Source organism: Bradyrhizobium sp. MOS003 (assembly GCF_003020125.1).
Lineage (GTDB): Bacteria > Pseudomonadota > Alphaproteobacteria > Rhizobiales > Xanthobacteraceae > Bradyrhizobium.
In genome coordinates this window covers 118,303-138,620 of the sequence record NZ_PYFW01000010.1, presented here as the reverse complement: position 1 = coordinate 138,620, position 20,318 = coordinate 118,303, and the positions used below count along the sequence as shown (strand labels likewise).

Here is a 20,318-nt window from a genome sequence, read left to right as displayed (position 1 = left end):
TGCTAGATGAAACTCACGCGCATTCGCGACATCAGCGGTCCGTCATAGGTGATGGGCTTGCCCTCACCCCGCGCCAGTTCCAGCTCGGGCAGGATCAACAGACCGATCAGCGCACTCGTCAGGATCTTGACCGCGTAGACCATAGCCGGACACTGGCGCGTGCCGTATCCGAACATCAGCCAGCGCAGATCTTCGTTCGTGCCCCAGTTGCGCGCCGGAGCAAATTGGCTGATGTCTTTGTCTATCGCGGTATCGAACATTGCGGCGATCCCCCAGATCGCCATCTTGCCGCCGGCAGGGCACTTGGCATTGTGCCGCGCACCCGTCTCGAATTCCGTGTCGCGCGGCACATCGCGCGCGAGCAGCGGAAAGATCGGGCGGAAACGCAAAAGCTCCAGCACATGGTCTTGCACCCGCTTGCGGAAGGCCTCGTCCTCCCAAACCATGTTCGGTCCCATTTCCAGAAGCCGCTGCGCCTGCCCGCGCAATTCCTTGTGAACATCGGGACGCCCCAGCAGCTCCTGCACGGCTAGTGCCCCCGACTGCACGGTGACAGGATGCGAGATCCAGGCAAGGCCGACCGCGTTCCGCTTGATGACCCCGAACGGACAGGACGTCCCCCATGCGAGCTGGATGTCTTGGCCCACGCCAGCGATACGCGATCTCAGTGCGTCAGCGTTGAGTTCAGCCCTGCGCTGCACTCTGAGCGTCGCCGAGCTGCCAGCGAGGAGTTGCCCCGCCACATAGCGGATCTCGAGGAGATATTGCCGCTGCAGCCCTGGATCATCGAGGCTTCCGGTCGCGCCCGCTGCCACCCTGTTGGTGGCCTCCCCGAACAGGGGATGCATAGCGAGAAACACGATCCACATTAGGTAATCCTCGATGAGATCGAACGATTTCTTCTTGCCGAGCGGCCGGAGCTTCTCAACGTAGTCTCGGACCGCGAGATCGGCCGCGGCAGGCAATGTCGCGTCCAGGACAGCCAGCCGACCATCCAGCAGAAGCCTGTCCGCCTTGTATGTGGCGTCGGGATCCATGCCGATCAGATAGTCGCCGGCCGACAGGTTCGCCGCGTGCGCGGTGTTGGAGAAACTGTTCGGCCTGGTCAGCACTCCCTTGACCGCGCTGGCGCGGACCGCCATGCCCAACCAGCCCCCCACGAACGGCCAGAGCCGAAACACAGCACCAATCGCTCGCAAGGCGCGCGGATGGCGGTTGGCCCAACAGAAGATCCCGTAGGTGAGGCTCCGGAGCCCCGGCGGCATTGCATCAGGAGTGCCAGCTGAGAGTTTCATGCTGCATACCCGTCCTTCCAGTCTGCGAGCGCTGCAGCGGCCCGTCTCTGATAGTGAGGCATGCCGAGACGCTCCGCCGCCTCGGCGGCTCGCTTGAAATGCGCTTCGGCACCTGCGAGATCGCCGGCCTGCCGCAAGGTCTCCGCTAGCTCGTACAGGGCTTCGGTCTGGTGTCCGTATTCCTCGGCGGCCTGTTCGACCGCCTTGCGTCCGACAACCATCGCATCGTCCAGTCGTCCGACCTTGCGATAGGCGACGCCCAGGCTCACGCGCATGAACGTCCTGCCGTAAGGGCCGGCCGCCTCGTAGATGCGATCGGCGAAACCCTCCTCCAGCATGGGGACCGCTTCGGCGGCCTTGCCGTTGCGCGCCAGCGCGCTGCCGAGAACGCCGGTGCACACGGACAGCATGGTCGGCACGTTGTACATCATGCAATGCTGCACACCCGTGCGCATCAGGGACTCGGCACGGTCGAGCTCGTCGCGTTCGATCCAGATCTGCGATTGGACAGTGTCGATCAACAGACGGGAATATGGGTGATCGATGTTCGATAGAATCTCATAGCTTCTGGCACAGAAATCATCGGCGGCGGCGCCATCCCCGAGGCGCCACAGCGTGCTGGCAAGAAACGCGTACAGGTTGACGATCGGAATCGCGGCCCAGCCGGGCTGGACATAATGCGCCGATAGTTCGCGTTCGTAATCGGACAGCAGGCCGCGGCCCTCGGCAGCCGCCTCCGCGTATCGCCCGAGCGCATGCAGGTGCATCAGGCGGGCCTGATGCGCCGCCATCATCATGTGACGACGCTGTGCGAGGCGAGCCGCCTCCAGGCCCTGCGAAGCGTAGCGCAGCCCTTGCTCGAAACGTCCGCGCATCCAGAGAAATACTGCCGTCTCGGTCGAAACCGCAGCCCTTGCACGCTGATCGTTCAGTTGCACGGCGATGGCTTCAGCCCGCTCCATGTTGTCGAAGATCTCGTCGATCTGCCCAAGGGCCATCATTGCACCAATGGCCTCGAGCCGAAGCGCGAGCTCGAGGGTCTGGGCCGTCGTCGCTCCCTCGATGCGCTGTGCGGCCTGGATGCCATTCTCCAGCAATTGGACGGCCTCCCGATTGGCCGAGCGCGAGATGGCACGAGCCATCGACTTGACGGCGAATTTTGCCGCCTGCTCCCACTCCTCGCCGCCGAAGGCATGATGCGCCAGGGCCGGCGCGGCATCGACATCGGCCGCGCCGGGCTGCGCATGCAGCGCCAGGAAGGCCTGGCGATGCAGCGCCTTGAGCCTGGCACGCGTGAGTACCCCGAGCACGACGTCACGAACCAACGCATGACGAAATGCGAAGGCGTGCGACCCGCGCGAGCTCCTCGCCTGGTCCGGCCCCGTCAGCAACCCGGACGCGACACAAAGACCCAGCAGCTCTTCGGCGCGCTCGAGGTCCACGGCCTGCATTGCGGCAACCAGGTCGTGCGTGATGGGATCCCCGAGGATGGCCGCGGCCTCGATCGCCGACTTGGCAGCGTCAGGCAGCCTGTCGACGCGTGCGCCGATCACCGCCGCGATGGAGCCCGGCACGCGCAGCTCGCCGAAAGGCCTCCGCAAGCGGTAGGCGCCGGGGGTTCCTTCCAGCGACCCGTCGTCGATCAGCGTGAAGACCAGTTGCTCCAGGAAGAAGGGATTGCCATCGGCGCGCGAGACCAGTTCGCTCGTGATGCCGAGCACGGACGGATCGTCGCCGAGACAGGCGCGCGCCAGCCGAAGCATCTCTCCATCCCCCAGCGGCTCGATCATGTGCTCGGCAAACCAGGACGCCCGGTGCCACTGGTGCTCGAAATCCGGACGATAGGTGACGCAAATCAGGACCGGCAGCCCCTGAAGTTTGGGAAGCAGACCCTCGAACAGCCGCCGGCTCTCGCGATCGGCCAGGAAGACATCCTCGAGCACGAGCACGAAGGCGCCGGACCGCACGCGTCTGCGCACGAGCCAGAGCAACGCCTCGCCGATCCGGCGCCGCCGTTGCGCCGGGTTCAGCGCCAGCCAGGCCTCGTCCGGCGCGGCAAGTCCCAGGAGATCATTGACCGCCGCCAGGTGCTCGGCGCCGTCATCGGGCCATTCCGCAATCAACGCCTGCTTGGCCGAATGCCGAATGTCGGCCGCACTGGTTTGCGGAAGCCCGACCAAACTTGCGGTCAGATCGGTGGCGGTGCTGTAGGCACGCGTGCTCGCATACCCTCTCGCCTGCGAAAAGCAGATCTCCATCCCCTCTCGCGCGAGGCTGTCCATCCAGTCGACGATCAGGCGCGACTTGCCGATCCCGGCATCGCCGCACAACCCGATCGTTCGCATGCCGGATTTCTGAACGGACTCCAGCGTCTCTTCCAGGATCCTCAGCGTGTTTTCGCGTCCGATCAGAGGCGCCCAGCGCGGCTTGCGCGTCAATGGCGCGGCCGCTGAACTTTCGGTCTCCACCACGACTTCATGCACTTCGATCGGAACGTCCAGTCCACGCACGGCCCGCACGCCGGCCGTACGCGTGTCGATCTGCTGCGCGACCAGCCGCTGCGTCGCGGCGCTGATCAGGATGCCGCCGGGCGGCGCCATCTTCTCGAGCCGCGAGGCGAGATGGATCGTCTTTCCGTCCGCGCCGTAATGGGACCACCGGTACTGTCCGACGATACCGACGAGCACCTCGCCCGAATTGATACCGATGCGAAGCGTCGGGCTGACGATGCCTCCGACGTCATGGCCTGGGATGGACGCTCTCTGCATCTTGAGAGCGGCAAGGCACGCCCGCAGGGCGTGGTCTTCCTGGGCCACGGGCGCGCCGAACAAGGCGACGAGGCCATCGCCGAGCAACTGGCTCACCGTGCCGCCATAGGTCTCGACCGCCTCGGCCAACCGGTCCAGCGCCCTGCCGAGATAGATGCGGGCTTCCTCGGGGTCGACATGTTGCACCAGGGAGGTCGAATTGCAGAGGTCGACGAACAGCACGCTGACCTGCTTGTTTTCAGTCAGCATCTGCGAGCGAACCGGAATATGATGGTGCAGCTCAACGACGCGCGCATCGCGGTTCGGGGCGCCCGGCTCTTCCGCGTTACGATGGAGACTCGCGCCGCATTGAGAGCAGAAGCGATGCTCAGGGGAAATATTGGCTGAACAAGCGGGGCACCTGGTCACGGCAGCACACACTCATCAATGACTTGAACGAAATTGCAAATGCGTTCTGGCTTGAACATCGCCCCTTCGAGGCGCGAACCCGCTCAGTAGAAAAACAAGCTGTCGATCAATCCAAACGATCAAACCGAATATTTCGTGCGCCAACCATTCGCGCACAACCGATAGATGAATCCGGAAAACTGCAGTGGCCGCTCTGGTCCGGCGCGGGACCCGCCGATCATCCCGCCGGAAGCAAAATCAATGCATAAACAGGGTCATTATTGTACGCCCGGTCAGCAATTGCAACCAGTATACGCCTGTCGCACAAATTGAAAAGTGACAGTTTGCCAAATCGACCCCGACGTCTTCCTCGGCAGACCTGCGCGCGAAAACGGGGAACACCTTCGCCAGCCGACACATCCCCGCTGGGGCGGACGCTCGCGTTCGGGAAGGTCATTCTCGCTGTCTGATCGGGGGGCCGTCGAGCACGTCCCCCTTGAACGGGCCGGACGGATCGCCGCCGCCCTCACCCGAACAGCGTGTCCACCAGCAGCTTCACGTTCAAAACCACGATAACGCCGGCGACGATCCAGGCGATCGCTGCGACATATCCCGGAATCGCGAACTGTCCCATCTTGCGACGGTCGGAGACGAAGCGGACCAGCGGGATCACCGCAAAGGGCAGTTGCATCGACAGCACGACCTGGCTGAACACCAGGAGGTCCGCTGTGCCGCGTTCGCCATAGATCGCGGTGACGACGATCACCGGAATGATGGCGATGCCGCGCGTGAGCAGGCGGCGCGCCCAGCTCGGCAGGCGCAGGTCGAGAAAGCCCTCCATCACGATCTGGCCGGCGAGCGTCGCCGTCACCGTCGAGTTCAGGCCCGAGGCGAGCAGCGCCACCGCGAACAGGGTCGAGGCGATGCCGAGGCCGAGCAGCGGCGACAGCAGCTCGAAGGCCTGGCCGATCTCGGCAACGTCGGAATGGCCGCTCTTGTGAAAGGTTGCCGCCGCCACGATGAGGATCGCGGCGTTGATGAACAGCGCCAGCATCAGGGCGATGGTCGAGTCCGTCGTCGCCCATTTGATTGCCTCGCGGCGCCCCGCGTCGTTGCGCTCATAGGCGCGCGTCTGCACGATCGAGGAGTGCAGATAGAGATTGTGCGGCATCACCGTCGCGCCGATGATGCCGATCGCGATGTAGAGCATCTCAGGGTTGGTGAAGATCTCGCTCTTCGGCATGAAGCCGTGCAGGACCTCGGCGACCGGCGGCGCCGCCGCCACGATCTGGACCGCGAAGCACACCGCGATCACCCCCAGCAGCGCGATGACGAAGGCTTCGAGGAAACGGAAGCCGCGGTTCATCAGGAGCAGCAGCAGAAAGGCATCGAGCGCCGCGAGCAGCGCCCCGCCGATCAGGGGAATGCCGAACAGCAACTTCAGCGCGATCGCAGTGCCGATGACTTCGGCGAGATCGCAGGCGATGATCGCGGCCTCGCAGGCGAGCCAGAGCAGGAAGTTGACCGGCGGCGAATAGGTGCCGCGGCAGGCCTGCGCGAGGTCGCGGTCGGTGACGATGCCGAGCCGTGCCGCCAGCGACTGCAGCAGGATCGCCATCAAATTCGAGAGCAGGATGACCGAGAGCAGCGTGTAGCCGAACTTCGAGCCACCGGCGAGGTCGGTCGCCCAATTGCCGGGGTCCATGTAGCCGACGGAGACCAGATAGCCCGGGCCGACGAAGGCGAGCAGCCGGCGCCACCAGATGCCCCCGATCGGAACGGCAACCGTGGCGTTGACCTCGGGGAGGCTCTTGGTGACGGGCGCATCAGCGCGCCAGCCGGCGTCGGGGATCAAATCAGGAGATCGGGCATCCATGCGAAGAGAATACCGAGTTCGCGGCTTATTGCAACTCATTTGCAACTGCATCTAGTGGCATGGGGTCCCGCTCCTGCCCGTTATTCGTCGCCGTATCGGGAAACGGGTGGGTCCGGCGGCCCTTTACGCTGGATACTGGCGCCAACCCGACTTTGCAGAAAATGAGCCATGTCAAACCCGCCTCGCCTTCCCGACACTTTTAGCCGCCTCGCATGGTCCAATCTCGCGGCGCAGTCGGCCGAGCAGATCGCATTGGCCGCAGCCCCGATCGTCGCCGTGCTCACGCTCGGGGTCGCGGAAGGCCAGACTGGTCTGTTGCAGACCGCCCTGACCCTGCCCTTCGTGCTGTTCGCGATTCCGGCCGGCCTGCTCGCCGACCGCATCTCGCGGCGCTCGCTGATGGCCGGCGCCGAGGCGCTGCGGGCTGTGGCCCTCGGTACAATCGTGCTGTTGCTCGCGCTCGGCGCGCTCAATCTTCCGCTGCTGGCGCTGCTCGGCTTCGCGGCCGTATGCGGCACCGTCGTCTACAGCGTGGCCGCTCCGGCGCTGGTGCCGTCCTTGGTGACCTCCGACCTCCTGCCGGCGGCGAATGCCCGCATCGAACTCGCGCGCACCGTCGCCTTTGCAAGCGGCCCCGCCCTTGGCGGCGCACTGGTCGGCTGGTGGGGCGCGAGCCCGGCCTTCGGCTTTGCCGCGGCGCTCTCGGCCGTCGCTGTCGTGCTGCTCTCCGGCATCTACGAACCCGCACGCGCGCCCGCCCCGCGGCGCCATCCGTTGCAGGACATCCGCGAAGGCGCGGCGTTCGTGTTTCACCATCCGCTGCTGCGGCCGGTGTTCATCACCCAGTTCATCTTCAACACCGGCTGGTTCCTGCAGATCGCGGTGTTCGTACCCTATGCCGTGCGCCATCTCGGCCTCACCGCCGCCGGAATCGGGACGGTGCTGACCATGTACGGCGTCGGCATGGTGATCGGCGCACTGCTTGCCACCCGCGTGATGCGGCGCATCGCGTTCGGCACCGTGGTTGGCCTCGGCCCGGTCACCGGCTTCGTTGCGGCGGTGGTGATGGCGCTGACGGTGCTGATCCCTTCGCCCTGGCTCGCGGCCCTCAGCTTCTTCCTGCTTGGCGTCGGACCGATCCTGTGGGTGATCTCGACCACGACGCTGCGCCAATCGGTGACGCCGCCGCGCCTGCTCGGCCGCGTCTCCGCCATCAACATCATGAGCTACGGCGCACGCCCGCTCGGCTCGGCGCTGGGCGCAATCGTCGGCGGCCTCTGGAGCGCGGAAGCGTGCCTCTATCTCGCAGCCGCCGTGTTCGGCGTGCAGGCGCTGGTGATCTGGCTGTCGCCGGCGGTAGCGCTGGACCGGCAGCCGGACATGGTGGGGGACGAGGTGGTGGCCCGCTGCTGACCACAACCGTCATTGCGAGGAGCGTAGCGACGAAGCAATCCAGAATCCCTCCGCAGAGACAGCCTGGATTGCTGCGCTTCGCTCGCAATGACAGCCTACGTGGAAACAGCCGGGCTAAATCGCCAGATACCGCTCGTAGCTTCCCGTCACCGGCTCGCTGGCGTCGACTTCGGGATCGAGCGTGTAGAGATCCTGCGCGCGGCCGATGCCGCGCAGTGCGTAACGGCCGGTGGAGACGAGATAGCGTCGCCCGGCGGCATCGAGGCCCTGGTAGAACTCGGATGAGGCCAGCAGCTCGCGGTCGACCGAGCGGCTCATCGAGGCGATGCGGCTGACCTCGTTCACCGTTGGGCCTACAACCGTGAAGTCGAGCCGGTCCTCGCTGCCGATATTGCCGTAGAAGACCTCGCCGACATGCAGGCCGATATAGGCCGAGGTGGTGGGACGGCCATCGGCCTCGCGCCGCTTGTTCAGCGCCGCGATGTTCTTGCGGAACAGATGCTCGGCGCGCAGCGCAGCGCGGCGCGCATCCGCCATGTCCTCCCCCCAGAACATCGCGAGCACGCCGTCGCCGATCAGCTTGAGCACGTCGCCGCCGGCCTCGTGGATCGGGTCGATGACGGCCTGCGCGTAGTCGTTGAGGAACGGAATGATCTCGTCGGGCGCGATGCTCTCGCTGATCCCGGTCGAGCCGCGCAAATCCGAATACCACAGCACGGCGTTGATGCGCTCGGTGACGCCGCGCGAGATGCGCCCGCGCAAGACCTGCTCGGAGGCGTCGCGGCCGAGATAGACGCGGCCGAGCGTGCGGGCGATGTCGACCTGCTGCGCCGATTTGATCGCCAGCCCCAGTACCGGCACGAGATCGCGCAACGCCTCCAGCTCAGCGTCGCTGAAGCCGCTGTCGCGGCGCGTGGTCCAGCAGGAATAGAGACAGTCCATCAGGCCAAGCGCGCCGTTCTCGCCGAAGCGATGCACGAAGGCGAGATAGTGCTTGTGGCCTTTTTCGGCGAGCTCGCCGATCTGCGAGAAATCCAGCGACGGCGCCTCGGCGAGATCGATCACCATCTCGTCGTGGCCATTCTCGAGCATGTGGAAGAACACCGAGCGGCGCCAGCTTGCGGCCGCGTCGCCGTCGGCGGTCGAGCCGTATTCGAACGCGTCGCTCTCGTTGCTGGGACGGTCGCTCCAGCGGAAGCCGCGGCCCTCGTAGATCGGATGCAGCGTGTCGATCACGACCAGCGCGCGCGACAGGTCGAGCCCTTCGGCGCAGCAGCGCTCGCAGAAGCCGCGGAGCAGGTCGATTTCGGGAAGGCCCGTGAGCCCCTGGCCGGTCAGCCAGTTCATCAGCGCTAGGCGCGAGGTCAATTGCATGCGCCATTATGGCGTGCATTCGTGACGAGCGGAAGGCCGCGCACGAACGTCATGCCCGAGGCTCCCGTTTCGAGGCTCCCGTATCGAGGCTCCCATCCCAAGTCTCCCGTCCGTAGCAGGTCCAATATGTCGTCGCCGCGGTTGACGCGCTGTCGATGCCGCTGCAAATGGAACCGATGACATCGCCGACCAGAAATACGGCAATATGAGCCAGCGCCAGCTTCCGATCATCCTGGCGCTCGGCACCACGCAGACGCTGGCCTGGGCATCCAGCTATTATCTGCCGGCGCTGATCGCCGATCCCATGGCGCGCGACCTCGGCGTCTCCTCCAACTGGATCTTCGGCGCGTTCTCGGCCTCGCTGGTGATCTCGGCGATGCTCGGCCCGCGCATCGGACGGCAGATCGATCTCGTCGGCGGCCGGCAGGTGTTGTCCGCCTCGAACCTGACGATTGCCGCCGGCCTCACGCTGCTTGGCCTCGCGCATTCCGTCCCGGTGATGGTGTTCGCCTGGCTCGTGCTCGGCATCGGCATGGCGATGGGGCTCTACGACGCCGCCTTCGCTGCGCTCGGGCGCATCTACGGCACCGAGGCGCGCAGGCCCATCACCGGCATCACGCTGATGGCGGGCTTCGCCTCCACCGTCGGCTGGCCGCTCACCGCCTGGGGCCTTTCGCATATCGGCTGGCGCGAGACCTGCTTCGCTTGGGCCGCCGCCAACATCCTGATCGGCCTTCCGCTGAACTTCTTCATGCTGCCCGCGATCAAGGGCGCCAAGCAGGCGGCGGCGACGGCCGAGAAGCCGCACCTGCCGCTCGACCGCACCATGGTCCTGCTGGCCTTCATCTTCGCGGCGGTCTGGACTGTCACCGGCGCCATGGCCGCGCATTTCCCGCGCATCCTGGAGACGACGGGGGCGACGCCCGCCGAAGCCATCGCGGCCGGTGCCTTGATCGGCCCGGCGCAAGTCGGGGCCCGCATGTTGGAGGCCGGCTTCCTCAGCCGCTTCCATCCGCTGTGGTCGACCCGGCTCGCCTGCCTCACACATCCGATCGGCGCGGTGATCGTGGCGATCTTCGGCGGTGCAGCGGCGAGCGCGTTCGCGCTGTTCCACGGCTCGGGCAACGGCATTTTGACGATCGCGCGCGGCACGCTGCCACTGTCGATCTTCGGGCCGAAGGATTTCGGCTACCGTCTCGGCATCATCGGCGCCCCTGCACGGATGGCGCAGGCGGTGGCGCCGCTGGCCTTCGGCCTGCTGATCGACGTCATGGGCGCCAAGGTGCTTATCGTATCGTCAGCGCTGAGCCTCTCGGCGCTCGCGGCCTTGTTCATGATCCGCACGAGCGCCCGGCCCGATTGACCGCGCGACGGCTTTCGCGCACAAGCGAGCCATGAGCCAAGACAACAGCCCGCCCCGCACATTCAAGGGACTCCTGCGCTGGGCGACCACGCCGCCGCAGGCCTGGGGCGTCTATCTCCTCGCCATCATCCTTGTGTGGCTGGTCTCGTTCTACGCCGGCACGCTGAAGCCCAAGAAGACGCCGGAGGCGAGCCCGGCGACGGTGACGGCACCGAAGGGCTGAGGCACCTTCCCCCCACAGCACATCCTTCGAGACGCCCGCCGTTGGCGGGCCCTAAGGATGAGGACCGAATGTGTTGCGCCGGATTAAACGCGCACCATAATGCCGTTCAGCCTCATCTTGAGGAGACCGCGCAGCGGTCGTCTCGAAGGACTGAGACGCTTGCTCCGGCACGGCCGCGACCCAGTTGGTCCTGTCAATGCGGGCAGGTCTCGACCTCGATCGTGACGTGGCTGAGGCCCTTCAATCCGGCGAGCCGCCGCTTGTAGATGGCCGGCTGCTTCGGCTTGTCCGACACCACCGAGAGCAGCACGGCACAATGGCCGGGGCCGACCTGCCACAGATGCAGATCGGTGACGCGGTCGTCGCCGGCCTCCATGCGTGCGCGGATCACCCGCTCCAGCTTCTCGTCGGCGCGCACGTCGAGGAGCACCGCGCCCGACGTCTTGACCAGGCCGAAAGCCCAGCTCGCGATCACCGCGCTGCCGATCAGGCCGACGGCCGGATCGGCCCAGACCCATCCGGAATACATCGCCACCACCAGAGCTGCGATCGCCAGCACCGAGGTCGCGGCATCCGCCATGACATGGACATAGGCCGCGCGAAGGTTGTTGTCGTGATGATGCTGGTGGTGGCCGTGATGATCGTGATCGTCATCATCATCGTGCGCGTGGCCGTGACCATGATCATGGCCGTGATGATGGTGGTCGTGGCTGTCGCGCAGCAGCCACGCGCTGGCGAGGTTGACGCAGAGCCCGAGCACGGCCACCGCGATGGCCTCGCCGTAGACGATCGGCACCGGTGTGAACAGCCGCAGCACGCTCTCATAGGCGATCTCGACCGCGATCAGCCCGAGGATGATCGCACTGGCGAAGGCGGCGAGATCGCCGAACTTGCCGGTGCCGAAGGTGAAATGCGCATTCCCCAGGTGCCGCCGCGCGAAGCGGTAAGCGAAGGCGGCGATGCCGAGCGCGGCCGCATGCGTGCCCATGTGCCAGCCGTCGGCGAGCAGCGCCATCGAGCCGAACAGCGAGCCGGCGACGATCTCGCCGACCATCATGACCAGCGTCAGGACCACCACGAGCCAGGTGCGCCGCTCGTTCTCGTCGTGCTTCTCGCCCAGAAAAGCGTGGTCGTGGGTCCATTGTTCGATGGAATGGGAATGCATCAGGTCAGGCTCCGGGAACAGATTCCTCAGCCCAATATAGGCCGCGGCAACCGATCTTTCTAACGCTCACCGCCTTCAAAACCGGCGATTGACAGGCCCGCGCGATTTGGCTGTAATGCCGCCATGGGGATTTGAGCGATCTCCCCACGAGGCGACATGCCCAAGTATCGCGTCCCGTTTCGTTTATGCGAGGACGCATCATGTCAATGTTTACGACCATATCATCCGACAAATTGACACGGCTGATCGGCACGGCGAACGCCCCGGTCCTGATCGACGTGCGCACGGACGAGGATTTTGCCGCCGACCCCAGGCTGATCCCCGGCTCCATCAAGCTCAGCCACGATAATGTCTCCGGCTGGGGCAGCGAGCTTTCGGGCCGCTCCGCCATTGTCGCCTGCCTGCGCGGCGCAAAGCTCGCGCAGGGCACGGCGGCCTGGCTGCGGCAGCTCGGCGTGCAGGCCGAGACGCTGGAGGGCGGCTTCGAGGGCTGGAAGGATGCCAAGCTGCCGCTGGTCGACGCGTCGAAATTGCCGCCGCGCGATGCCAAAGGACGCACCGTCTGGGTGACGCGGGCGCGGCCAAAGGTGGACCGCATCGCCTGCCCTTGGCTGATCCGCCGCTTCGTCGATCCCAACGCGGTGTTCCTGTACGTGGCGCCGTCCGAGGTGGTCGCCGTCGGCGAGCGGTTCGGCGCGGCGCCCTTCGACATCGAGAACGTGTTCTGGAGTCACCGCGGCGAGCTCTGCACCTTCGACGTCATGATCGAGGAGTTCGGGATCGCGACTCCGGCCTTGCTGCGGCTGGCAACGCTGGTGCGCGGCGCCGATACCGCGCGGCCGGACCTCGCGCCGGAGGCGCCCGGCCTGCTCGCGGCCTCGCTCGGGCTGTCGCGGATGTACGACGACGATATCGAACAGCTCGAGGCCGGCATGCTGCTCTACGACGCCTTCTACCGCTGGTGCCGCGACGCCACCGGCGAGACCCACAATTGGCCGACCAACAAAGTGAAGTGAAGGCGTGATGGATACCCGCGTCAATGAAACGGAAGCTGATGCCGGTCACGGCATCAGCTTCAACGAAGCGTTTCGCGTCTGGCTTCGCGTCGCCTGCCTGAGCTTCGGCGGGCCCGCGGGCCAGATCGCGGTGATGCACCGCATCCTGGTCGAGGAGAAAAAGTGGATCTCCGAGGGCCGTTTCCTGCACGCGCTGAACTATTGCATGCTGCTGCCGGGACCGGAGGCGCAGCAGCTCGCCACCTATGTCGGCTGGCTGATGCATCGCACCGCCGGCGGACTGATGGCGGGCGGGCTGTTCATCCTGCCCGGCATCATCGCCATCATGGGCCTCAGCTATATCTACGCTGCCTTCGGCAATGTCAGCTTCGTCGAGGCGCTGTTCTTCGGGCTGAAGGCCGCCGTGCTCGCCATCGTCATCGAGGCCGTGGTCCGCGTCGGCAAGCGCGCGCTGAAGAACCGCGTCATGATCGCGCTCGCCGCCATCGCCTTCGTCGCGATCTTCTTCTTCGCGGTCCCCTTCCCGATCATCATCATCGCCGCCGGTCTCATCGGTTACGCCGGCGCACGCAGCGGCCGGCCGGAATTCGCGCCCGCCGGTCACGGCCATGGCGGCGGCAGCGCCGTCATCGACAGCATGCTCGGCGACGCCGTGCCCGATCATGTGCGTCCCGACACCGCGCGAACGATCCGCGTCGGCGCGTTGTGGCTGGCGCTCTGGCTGGTGCCGGTCGCCGTGTTGCTGCTCGCGCTCGGCCAAGGCAGCGTGTTCAGCCAGATCGCGCTGTTCTTCTCGAAGATGTCGCTGGTGACTTTCGGCGGCGCCTACGCCGTGCTGGCCTATGTCGCCCAGCAGGCGGTCGAGCATTATCACTGGCTGAAGCCGCACGAGATGCTGGACGGCCTCGGCATGGCCGAGACCACGCCCGGTCCACTGATCATGGTGCTGCAGTTCGTGGGCTTCATGGCAGCCTTCCGCGATCCCGGCGGCCTGTCACCGATGCTGGCGGCGACACTCGGCGGCCTGCTCGCGACCTGGGTCACCTTCACACCCTGCTTCCTCTGGATCTTCGTCGGCGCGCCCTACATCGAGCGCCTGCGCGGCAACGCGGGTTTGGCCGGCGCGCTGAGCGCCATCACCGCCGCCGTCGTCGGCGTCATCCTCAACCTCTCGATCTGGTTCGCCCTGCACACGCTGTTCCGCGAGACCGTGCCGGTTCACGCGTTTCCGCTGGACTTCGACAGGCCGGTGCTGACGAGCGTGGACATCCCGGCGATGCTGCTGGCGATCGCGGCGGCCACTGCGATCTTCCGGTTCAAGCTGGGGATGCTGACGGTGCTGGCGGGAAGCTGCGCGGCGGGCGTGGCGCTCCGGCTGGTGGGATGGATCTAAGGCATGATCCGGAAAAGCGCGTAGCGGTTTTCCGAAAAGAGGACCAGCAGCGACAATTCAGGCGGCTGCAACAACCGAGCTCAGCGGCACATCCAGCGAATAAACGAAGCCGCTTGGTTCGTAGGCAAGCCCCACCTGACCTGCCAGTTGCTGTCCGAGAGACCCCATCATCCGGGTGCCGAAGCTCCGCCGCACCGGCGGCTCGACCGTGGGACCTCCCCTTTCCGTCCAGACAAGACGAAGTCTCTGCTTTGCGTCGTCGACTGCCCATGCCACTTCTACGCGGCCTGTGGGGACAGACAGCGCTCCGAATTTGGTCGTGTTGGTGCACAGCTCGTTCATCGTCATCGCAAGCGCGATGACAGCTACGGAGCTGATCCTGATGTCTGGTCCATTGAAATGAAAACGACGGTCGCCATGGCTGTCATAAGGTTCCGTCGCGCTGCTCAGCGTGTGAGTGAGGCTTGCATCCGCCCAACTGACCTGCAGCAGCAGATCGTGGGCTCGGCCCAATGCGAGCAGCCTTCCCTCCATCGCCTTCTGTCCGTGCTCGATACTCAGCGCTCCGCGGAAGCTTTGGGACGCAATGGCGCTGACCATGGCAAGCGTATTCTTGACGCGGTGATGAAGCTCGCCCAGGATCAGCTTCTGCAATTTGTCGGCCGCGGTTCGCTGCTCGGCTTCGATCCCGGCTTGGACCATGAGTGCCCGGGCGTCTATCTCGGCTTGTTCGAGCAGCAGGCGGAGACTGTCGTTTTCGGCCGACAGAATGGTCTCGTGTGTTGATCGAGTTGACGGATCGGCCATTTGCGTCGGCTGAGCCGCCTCACCGGCCATCCAATCGGTTGCAGACGGAATGATCTGCAGCGCGCCTGCACCGATCATGGCCTGCAACTCGGTGACCATTTGCTCGACACCGAGCGGTTTGCCGAAGAAGCGGCTGTTGGCTGGCCTCTCTTCCTCGGACGGCTTCACTTGACCGGAAACCAATATGATCTTGATCGATGGCCAGCGTTCGCACACCGCATGGGCGAGTTTCAAGCCGTCGATGCTGCCAGGCATTTGAATGTCGGTGAGAAGCAACGAAATATCCGAGCGGGATTCGAGGACCGAGATTGCCTCGTCGGCGTTGATGGCCTCGACGGGGCAGAAACCGGCGTCCTCCACGATATCGACGGCACGCATGCGCAGGATCATCTCGTCTTCCACGATCAGAACGTTCGGCACATGAGTAGGATTTGTAGACATGGCAATATCTCTCTATTTCACGGCGGCCGATGCGGTTGCCGACGGAGAACCAGACTCTTCCGATTGCCCGCCAACCACTGGCGGCAACCGCGTGCCGTTGCTGCACTTTGGAAACGACAGCGGCCCAGTCCGACGCACACGAGCGCATCTCGACACGATCACCGTCGTCCTGACGGGCTAGAAGCAGGAAGCGCGCTCTCGCTTTGCGGCAAGTGCTGGAAAGAGATTATCGACGGGCAGTTACCAGGCGAGCTTCCTGAAGCTTTGCTCCGGAGCCGGCATGCCGCAAGCAGGAAGTAGCAAAGTCCGGCCAGACCTGGGTCGAGCAATTCGAATCAACGCCCCGCAGATCAAGCCGGTCGCCTTTGGCCAGCGCCGCGACTTCATCCGCTTGCACTTTAGGTGCAAACCCCGGCAAAGCGATCACCGAAGCTCCGAGGAGGATAAAGATCGCGAGGGACAGTAGGGATTTGATCATGAGAGACTGCTGACTTTTTTGGTCTTCGATCCTCGACGTCCGGGGATCTGCAGAACAACAACCAAAACGAGAGATCGTTCCAAATTTTCGCTTATTCGTTGAATCGTGCCTTTGCGTCGCAAGCACTGTCCGCTTTGGAAAATTGACGATGGGCGAAGGGGGCGCAGGATTGCGACGCTTCAATCCACGAGACCGTGCTTACTCATTCGCAAAGCGACAACCCCACCCTCGTCCCACCGGTCGAACGCTATAGTGCCGCCGAGCTGTGAAGCCATGCTTCGGTGCAGTGTCTTGCTTCCAAGCCTTCCAGCTTCGCGGTTGCGACGACCGGAGGGCCGCCGCGTTCGGTCCACATACGAACACGACAGCGAGGCAAGCGAGCTTCGGCTACGACCACAACGAATATTGGATGAAAGACGCCGTCACGTAAGGCGCGTTCTCCTCGAATGGCGGGCTTTACGTCGGGGCAGGCCCACCAGGGCTCAGCCATTGCTGGATACGCAAGGCGTTCTCACTCAGTCGCGCGGCCTTTAACAAGGCTTCCCGCTTGGGGCCAGGAGGCGCTGTCTCTGCATGGCTGCGAGCGATACTCGCCATTTGAGTGAGGCGTTCCGTTAGGGAAGTGGTTGGCTTGAGCATGAATGGCTCCGCGTGCTTGGCGGGAGCACGGGGCTCTCAGTCACCGATAGGCGCCATGATGGTGCCGGTGATGACATCCACTAGGCGCCTATTCGCTCGAAATAGATACAGAATTCGGCAGCAGGCCCGGTCGCACGGGCGAGGTTAACTTCAGTACATTTCCCAGCGCTCGCTGTTTTGCTGCCGGGAGGCGCCATCGAAGCGACGGCGCTACATGACTGTTAGGGCAAATAAGGGAGCATGACGGGAGCCGAGGCTTGCCGGCTGCGTTCCTTGGAACTGTTCAATCTATCGGACCTGCTCGCGGCGCACCTCGGATGGCGTGGCGCCATACCGGCGGCGGAAGGCGTGATTGAAATGCGACAAGTCGCCGAAACCACTGGCGTATGCGATTGCGGCGATTGACTGGTGAGCATGACGCGAATCCAGAAGCAGGCGACGGGCGCAGGCGAGACGGGCAACCAGCACATGCTGGGAGAAGGTCGTGCCCTCACCGTCGAACAGCATATGGATGTAGCGTGGCGTCACGCGTTGGCGCAGCGCGACCGAGCCGACGGAGAGATCACGCGACGTTAGATTGGCGGCGATGTCGGCCTTGACCGCTTTCAGTCGTGCCACGCGCACGCCGCGGCCGCTGGCGATCTCTGCGGCGTCGCGTGTACTCCCGAGCGCCAGCGCCAGCAGATCGTGGATGTAGGTGACGCTGAGACGGCGAACCGCGGGGTCGGTGACGTCGAAATTCTCCCGCCATGGCAGGAGGTAAGTCTGCAGAAGCCGCAACGCGTCGTTCGCCACGATGCGCGTCGCGGCCGCCTCGACATCGGGAACGAGCGGTGCGAGAGCGGATCGGGGAACCATGACCACCATGTCGTCGAGCTGCCGAAATTCAAGGCTGCCGGGCTCACTATGGAGAATGCCGACGGCTTCCCCAAGTTTGACCTCGACATCCTGGCCGCGCTGGGATCGCTGCACCGCGCCGGCAAGCGGCATGACGAGCGCAAACGTATCGTCCCCATCCTTCACCAGGTCGCTGGTCCTGCTCCAGCGAGCAGCCGCGCCGGAACAGCACCAGCCGATGCTCAAGCCGGGCAGCGCAAGCAAGTTGGCTTCAACATCCAACGGGTTGTCCGATAGAGATTCGAATTCGAGGCGGCACATTTGCCGGGCGAACTCTTCCCTCCAGAAAGCTGTGCGTTGGGATTCGGGAATGTCGCGCGTCGATACGCGCAAGTGAGAAACATCCGTCGATAGCGACGCCATCGGCTTGCCCTGCCCTCAACTTCCAAGTCCCTACAAATAAGTACCAGTTCGAAACGTGCGCGAAAAGCCTTCAAATTGCGCTCTCAGCCAAGACTCGCTTCTCTCCTGCCCAAGACGGAACCACGACCCGACATTAGTTTCGGCAATTATGGCCGGTTGGTCGGTCGCAAGCCGGACCGCTGTTACTTGGAATGATTTGAAAAAGAATGCGCGCGATTTTCAACAGCGCTGTCTGCATATTGGCCCTCGTGCTCGTTGGCGCATTTTCGCCCGCAGAAGCAAGAGACACGTTTCTCACCGGGGGCCCAGGCGGGGGAAATTTCCGCGACCAATGCGGGGCGGGCCAATATTTGACCGGCGTTGCCGTCAATTTCGGCAGCGTGCTGGACGCGGTGGTTCCCTTCTGCGCCACCTTCAATGCCAAAACCGGCCTGCTCGGCGCACCGGGGTTTCCGATGGAACGCCACGGCGGCAGCGGCGGCGGCGCGGCCGGGCCCACGACCTGCAACAATGGCCAGTACGTCTCCGGGATGATGTTCGGCTACACGCAGGACGGCAGCGGCCGACCCAAATATGTCGCGTCAATCCGGCTCGACTGCGCTCCGATCCGTGCCGGGGGCGACTCCGGCAAGCCCAGGATTGGTGCGGGCGGAACGCTGGCTCAGGGCGGCGTCACCTGTGGTGACAACCAAGCCGTCATTGGAATGATCGGACGTTCCGGCGGTTTTGTCGATGCGCTGGGCCTGATTTGCGGCCCGCGACCCGTCGCGACCGGGCCGGTGGCTGCGCCGCCAACGCCCGGCCCGCAGCCGAAGCCGGACGCGGTCCTCAATCAAAAGGCGTCCTCTCTCGCCGAGCAAAGCTTCAATCGGCCGGGCCAGGACTACCAGAACTCCGAGATGTCCACGGCGGACGCAAGCCTTTGCGAAGATTCCTGTCGCAGCGACTCCAAATGCAAGGCCTGGACTTACGTCAAGCCGGGCGTGCAAGGACCGAAGGCGAAATGCTGGTTGAAGTCAGGTGTGCCTCCGCCCACGCCGAACAATTGCTGCGTCTCGGGACTGAAAGCGGGGATTTGTGACAGCGGATTGCGCTGGGATAGCAGCGCCGGTCAATGCCGGGAGAACATTCATTAGTCCGGCAGAGCCAGCGTCCTATGCAGTGCGGATTTGAGGCCTTCGCGGTTTTGGGAGTGACCAGCATAATGTTTCGGCGGGCATGGGTCTTTGCGTTACTGAGCGGATTGTGTTGCGTGCTGGCTTTCGGACTGGCGCATGCGGCTGAAGTGGAATCGGGCGTCAACAGGGCCGGCAGCGACTACAAGAACTTCGAGATGGTGCCCACCATTGCTGGGTTTGAGCCTTGCAAATCCGCCTGCGAGTTCGATGAGCAGTGCAAGTCCTGGACGTTCGTCCAATCCGGCGTGCAAGGCCCCAAAGCGCGTTGTTGGCTCAAGAATGCGGTGCCCAAGGCCACAAACGACAAATGTTGCGTGTCCGGTCTCCCGGTCCGCGCGCACGGCTGCGAGATCAACGGCAAGGTGCGGATGGACATCCTGGACAGGGATTGCCAGGAGGCACGGACGACCGGGTGCATCAAGCGGCTCTTGAACGATGAAGAGTACAAGGGATGTCTCAGAGCTCAACCTGTCGTCGGCAGCAGCTGCGTGATCGACGGCGTGAAGCGGAAGGACGTTGCCGACCGCAATTGCAGGGAAGCACAGAAGACGGGCTGCATCAGGCGTCTGTTGACGGATGAGCAATACCAGAATTGCCTCGCGGCGCAGAAGCAGAAGGCCGCGGGCGGCGGCGCCACGACACCTCCGCCTGCCGGCGGGGGCGGAGCAACTCAGGTCCCGGACGAGTGGAGCAAAATGCTCAAGGCGCACAACGATCTCAGGATGAAGCACTGCTCGCCGCCGCTTCAGTGGGACGCGAGTTTGGCCGCGGCAGCGAAGGCGTATGCGGAAACCGGCCCGCTTGACCGGCACGGAGCGTCCAACGAGAACATGGCGAACGCATTGCAGTTGCGAACGACCAATGGCGTGACGACGGCCGTCCTTCCCGCCAAGAGTGACCCGGACGCTTTCCAGGATACGTGGGGATGCGAGGATCAATACTACAAGTACGACGATCCGCAGATCTGCGGCGGCTTCAAAAGCAGCTGCGGCGAACCCAAGTCCGAATGCAAGGGCAATAGCCCAGTGACGGGCCACTTCACGCAAGTCGTCTGGAAATCCGCAACCAGGGTCGGGTGTGGACGCGCGACGCGCAAGATCAACGGGCAAGACGGCACCAACTGGGTCTGCCGCTACGATACCGGCAACACCAATAGCGCGGCTGCGCTGCGTCAGAACGTGTTGCCGGTTGGCTGCAAGCCCTAGAACCGTCGCGGGATCATTTCAGGCGCATCCAGGCTCG

The 20,318-nt window shown here is 64.4% G+C and carries 15 protein-coding genes; 7 read left to right on the top strand and 8 right to left on the bottom strand.

Annotated elements, in window-relative coordinates; genetic code table 11:
• Positions 1-2 precede the first annotated feature (2 nt).
• The 3 genes from C7G42_RS30315 to C7G42_RS30305 all read right to left on the bottom strand — a co-directional run bounded on the left by C7G42_RS30315 (position 3) and on the right by C7G42_RS30305 (position 6,326).
• Positions 3-1,295, bottom strand: coding sequence for a cytochrome P450 (locus tag C7G42_RS30315; RefSeq protein WP_106952559.1), 1,293 nt, complete (start codon positions 1,293-1,295; stop codon positions 3-5).
• The gene (locus C7G42_RS30310) at positions 1,292-4,312 is read right to left on the bottom strand and encodes an ATP-binding protein (protein WP_245428071.1); all 3,021 of its coding nucleotides are present in this window, start codon (positions 4,310-4,312) and stop codon (positions 1,292-1,294) included. The genes C7G42_RS30315 and C7G42_RS30310 overlap by 4 nt, the downstream gene beginning before the upstream one ends.
• 664 nt (positions 4,313-4,976) lie before the next feature.
• On the bottom strand, positions 4,977-6,326 hold the full coding sequence (locus C7G42_RS30305) for an Nramp family divalent metal transporter (protein WP_106952557.1): 1,350 nt from the start codon (positions 6,324-6,326) through the stop codon (positions 4,977-4,979).
• A gap of 168 nt (positions 6,327-6,494) precedes the next feature.
• On the opposite strand from C7G42_RS30305, the gene C7G42_RS30300 reads away from it, so the two are divergent.
• Complete coding sequence (locus C7G42_RS30300; protein ID WP_106952556.1) at positions 6,495-7,739, top strand: MFS transporter; 1,245 nt, start codon at positions 6,495-6,497, stop codon at positions 7,737-7,739.
• Positions 7,740-7,853: 114 nt separating this feature from the next.
• Here the strand turns inward: C7G42_RS30300 and C7G42_RS30295 are convergent, their stop codons facing one another.
• Positions 7,854-9,113 (bottom strand): adenylate/guanylate cyclase domain-containing protein, encoded by a 1,260-nt coding sequence (locus tag C7G42_RS30295; RefSeq protein WP_106952555.1) that lies wholly within the window; start codon positions 9,111-9,113, stop codon positions 7,854-7,856.
• Between the two features lie 205 nt (positions 9,114-9,318).
• Between C7G42_RS30295 and C7G42_RS30290 the strand changes: the two genes are divergently transcribed.
• Both C7G42_RS30290 and C7G42_RS30285 read left to right on the top strand, forming a co-directional pair.
• Positions 9,319-10,476, top strand: coding sequence for an MFS transporter (locus tag C7G42_RS30290; protein ID WP_106952554.1), 1,158 nt, complete (start codon positions 9,319-9,321; stop codon positions 10,474-10,476).
• Between the two features lie 31 nt (positions 10,477-10,507).
• Positions 10,508-10,699 (top strand): hypothetical protein, encoded by a 192-nt coding sequence (locus C7G42_RS30285; RefSeq protein WP_106952553.1) that lies wholly within the window; start codon positions 10,508-10,510, stop codon positions 10,697-10,699.
• Positions 10,700-10,892: 193 nt separating this feature from the next.
• On the opposite strand, the gene dmeF is transcribed toward C7G42_RS30285, so the two are convergent.
• The gene (gene dmeF, locus C7G42_RS30280) at positions 10,893-11,864 is read right to left on the bottom strand and encodes a CDF family Co(II)/Ni(II) efflux transporter DmeF (protein WP_106952552.1); all 972 of its coding nucleotides are present in this window, start codon (positions 11,862-11,864) and stop codon (positions 10,893-10,895) included.
• 200 nt (positions 11,865-12,064) lie between these two features.
• Here dmeF and C7G42_RS30275 point away from each other — a divergent pair, with 200 nt between their 5' ends.
• Together C7G42_RS30275 and chrA are read left to right on the top strand one after the other, a co-directional pair.
• Positions 12,065-12,880: a chromate resistance protein ChrB domain-containing protein gene (locus C7G42_RS30275; RefSeq protein WP_147250308.1), complete on the top strand. Its 816-nt coding sequence runs from the start codon at positions 12,065-12,067 to the stop codon at positions 12,878-12,880.
• A 7-nt stretch (positions 12,881-12,887) separates the two neighbouring features.
• Positions 12,888-14,273, top strand: coding sequence for a chromate efflux transporter (gene chrA, locus C7G42_RS30270; protein ID WP_106952550.1), 1,386 nt, complete (start codon positions 12,888-12,890; stop codon positions 14,271-14,273).
• 57 nt (positions 14,274-14,330) lie between these two features.
• On the opposite strand, the gene C7G42_RS30265 is transcribed toward chrA, so the two are convergent.
• The 3 genes from C7G42_RS30265 to C7G42_RS30250 form a co-directional block, all read right to left on the bottom strand.
• Positions 14,331-15,521 carry an HWE histidine kinase domain-containing protein gene (locus C7G42_RS30265; protein WP_106952549.1) on the bottom strand — a complete coding sequence of 397 codons (1,191 nt, stop codon included), beginning with the start codon at positions 15,519-15,521 and terminating at the stop codon, positions 14,331-14,333.
• Between the two features lie 226 nt (positions 15,522-15,747).
• Positions 15,748-15,999 carry a hypothetical protein gene (locus C7G42_RS30260; RefSeq protein WP_106952548.1) on the bottom strand — a complete coding sequence of 84 codons (252 nt, stop codon included), beginning with the start codon at positions 15,997-15,999 and terminating at the stop codon, positions 15,748-15,750.
• Positions 16,000-16,926: 927 nt separating this feature from the next.
• Entirely contained in the window at positions 16,927-17,898 is a 972-nt protein-coding gene (locus C7G42_RS30250) for an AraC family transcriptional regulator (protein ID WP_106952546.1), read from the bottom strand.
• 206 nt (positions 17,899-18,104) lie between these two features.
• Here C7G42_RS30250 and C7G42_RS30245 point away from each other — a divergent pair, with 206 nt between their 5' ends.
• The gene (locus C7G42_RS30245; RefSeq protein WP_106952545.1) at positions 18,105-19,034 is read left to right on the top strand and encodes a PAN domain-containing protein; all 930 of its coding nucleotides are present in this window, start codon (positions 18,105-18,107) and stop codon (positions 19,032-19,034) included.
• A 116-nt stretch (positions 19,035-19,150) separates the two neighbouring features.
• Entirely contained in the window at positions 19,151-20,281 is a 1,131-nt protein-coding gene (locus C7G42_RS30240) for a CAP domain-containing protein (RefSeq protein WP_158537647.1), read from the top strand.
• The last annotated feature ends 37 nt before the right edge of the window (positions 20,282-20,318 follow it).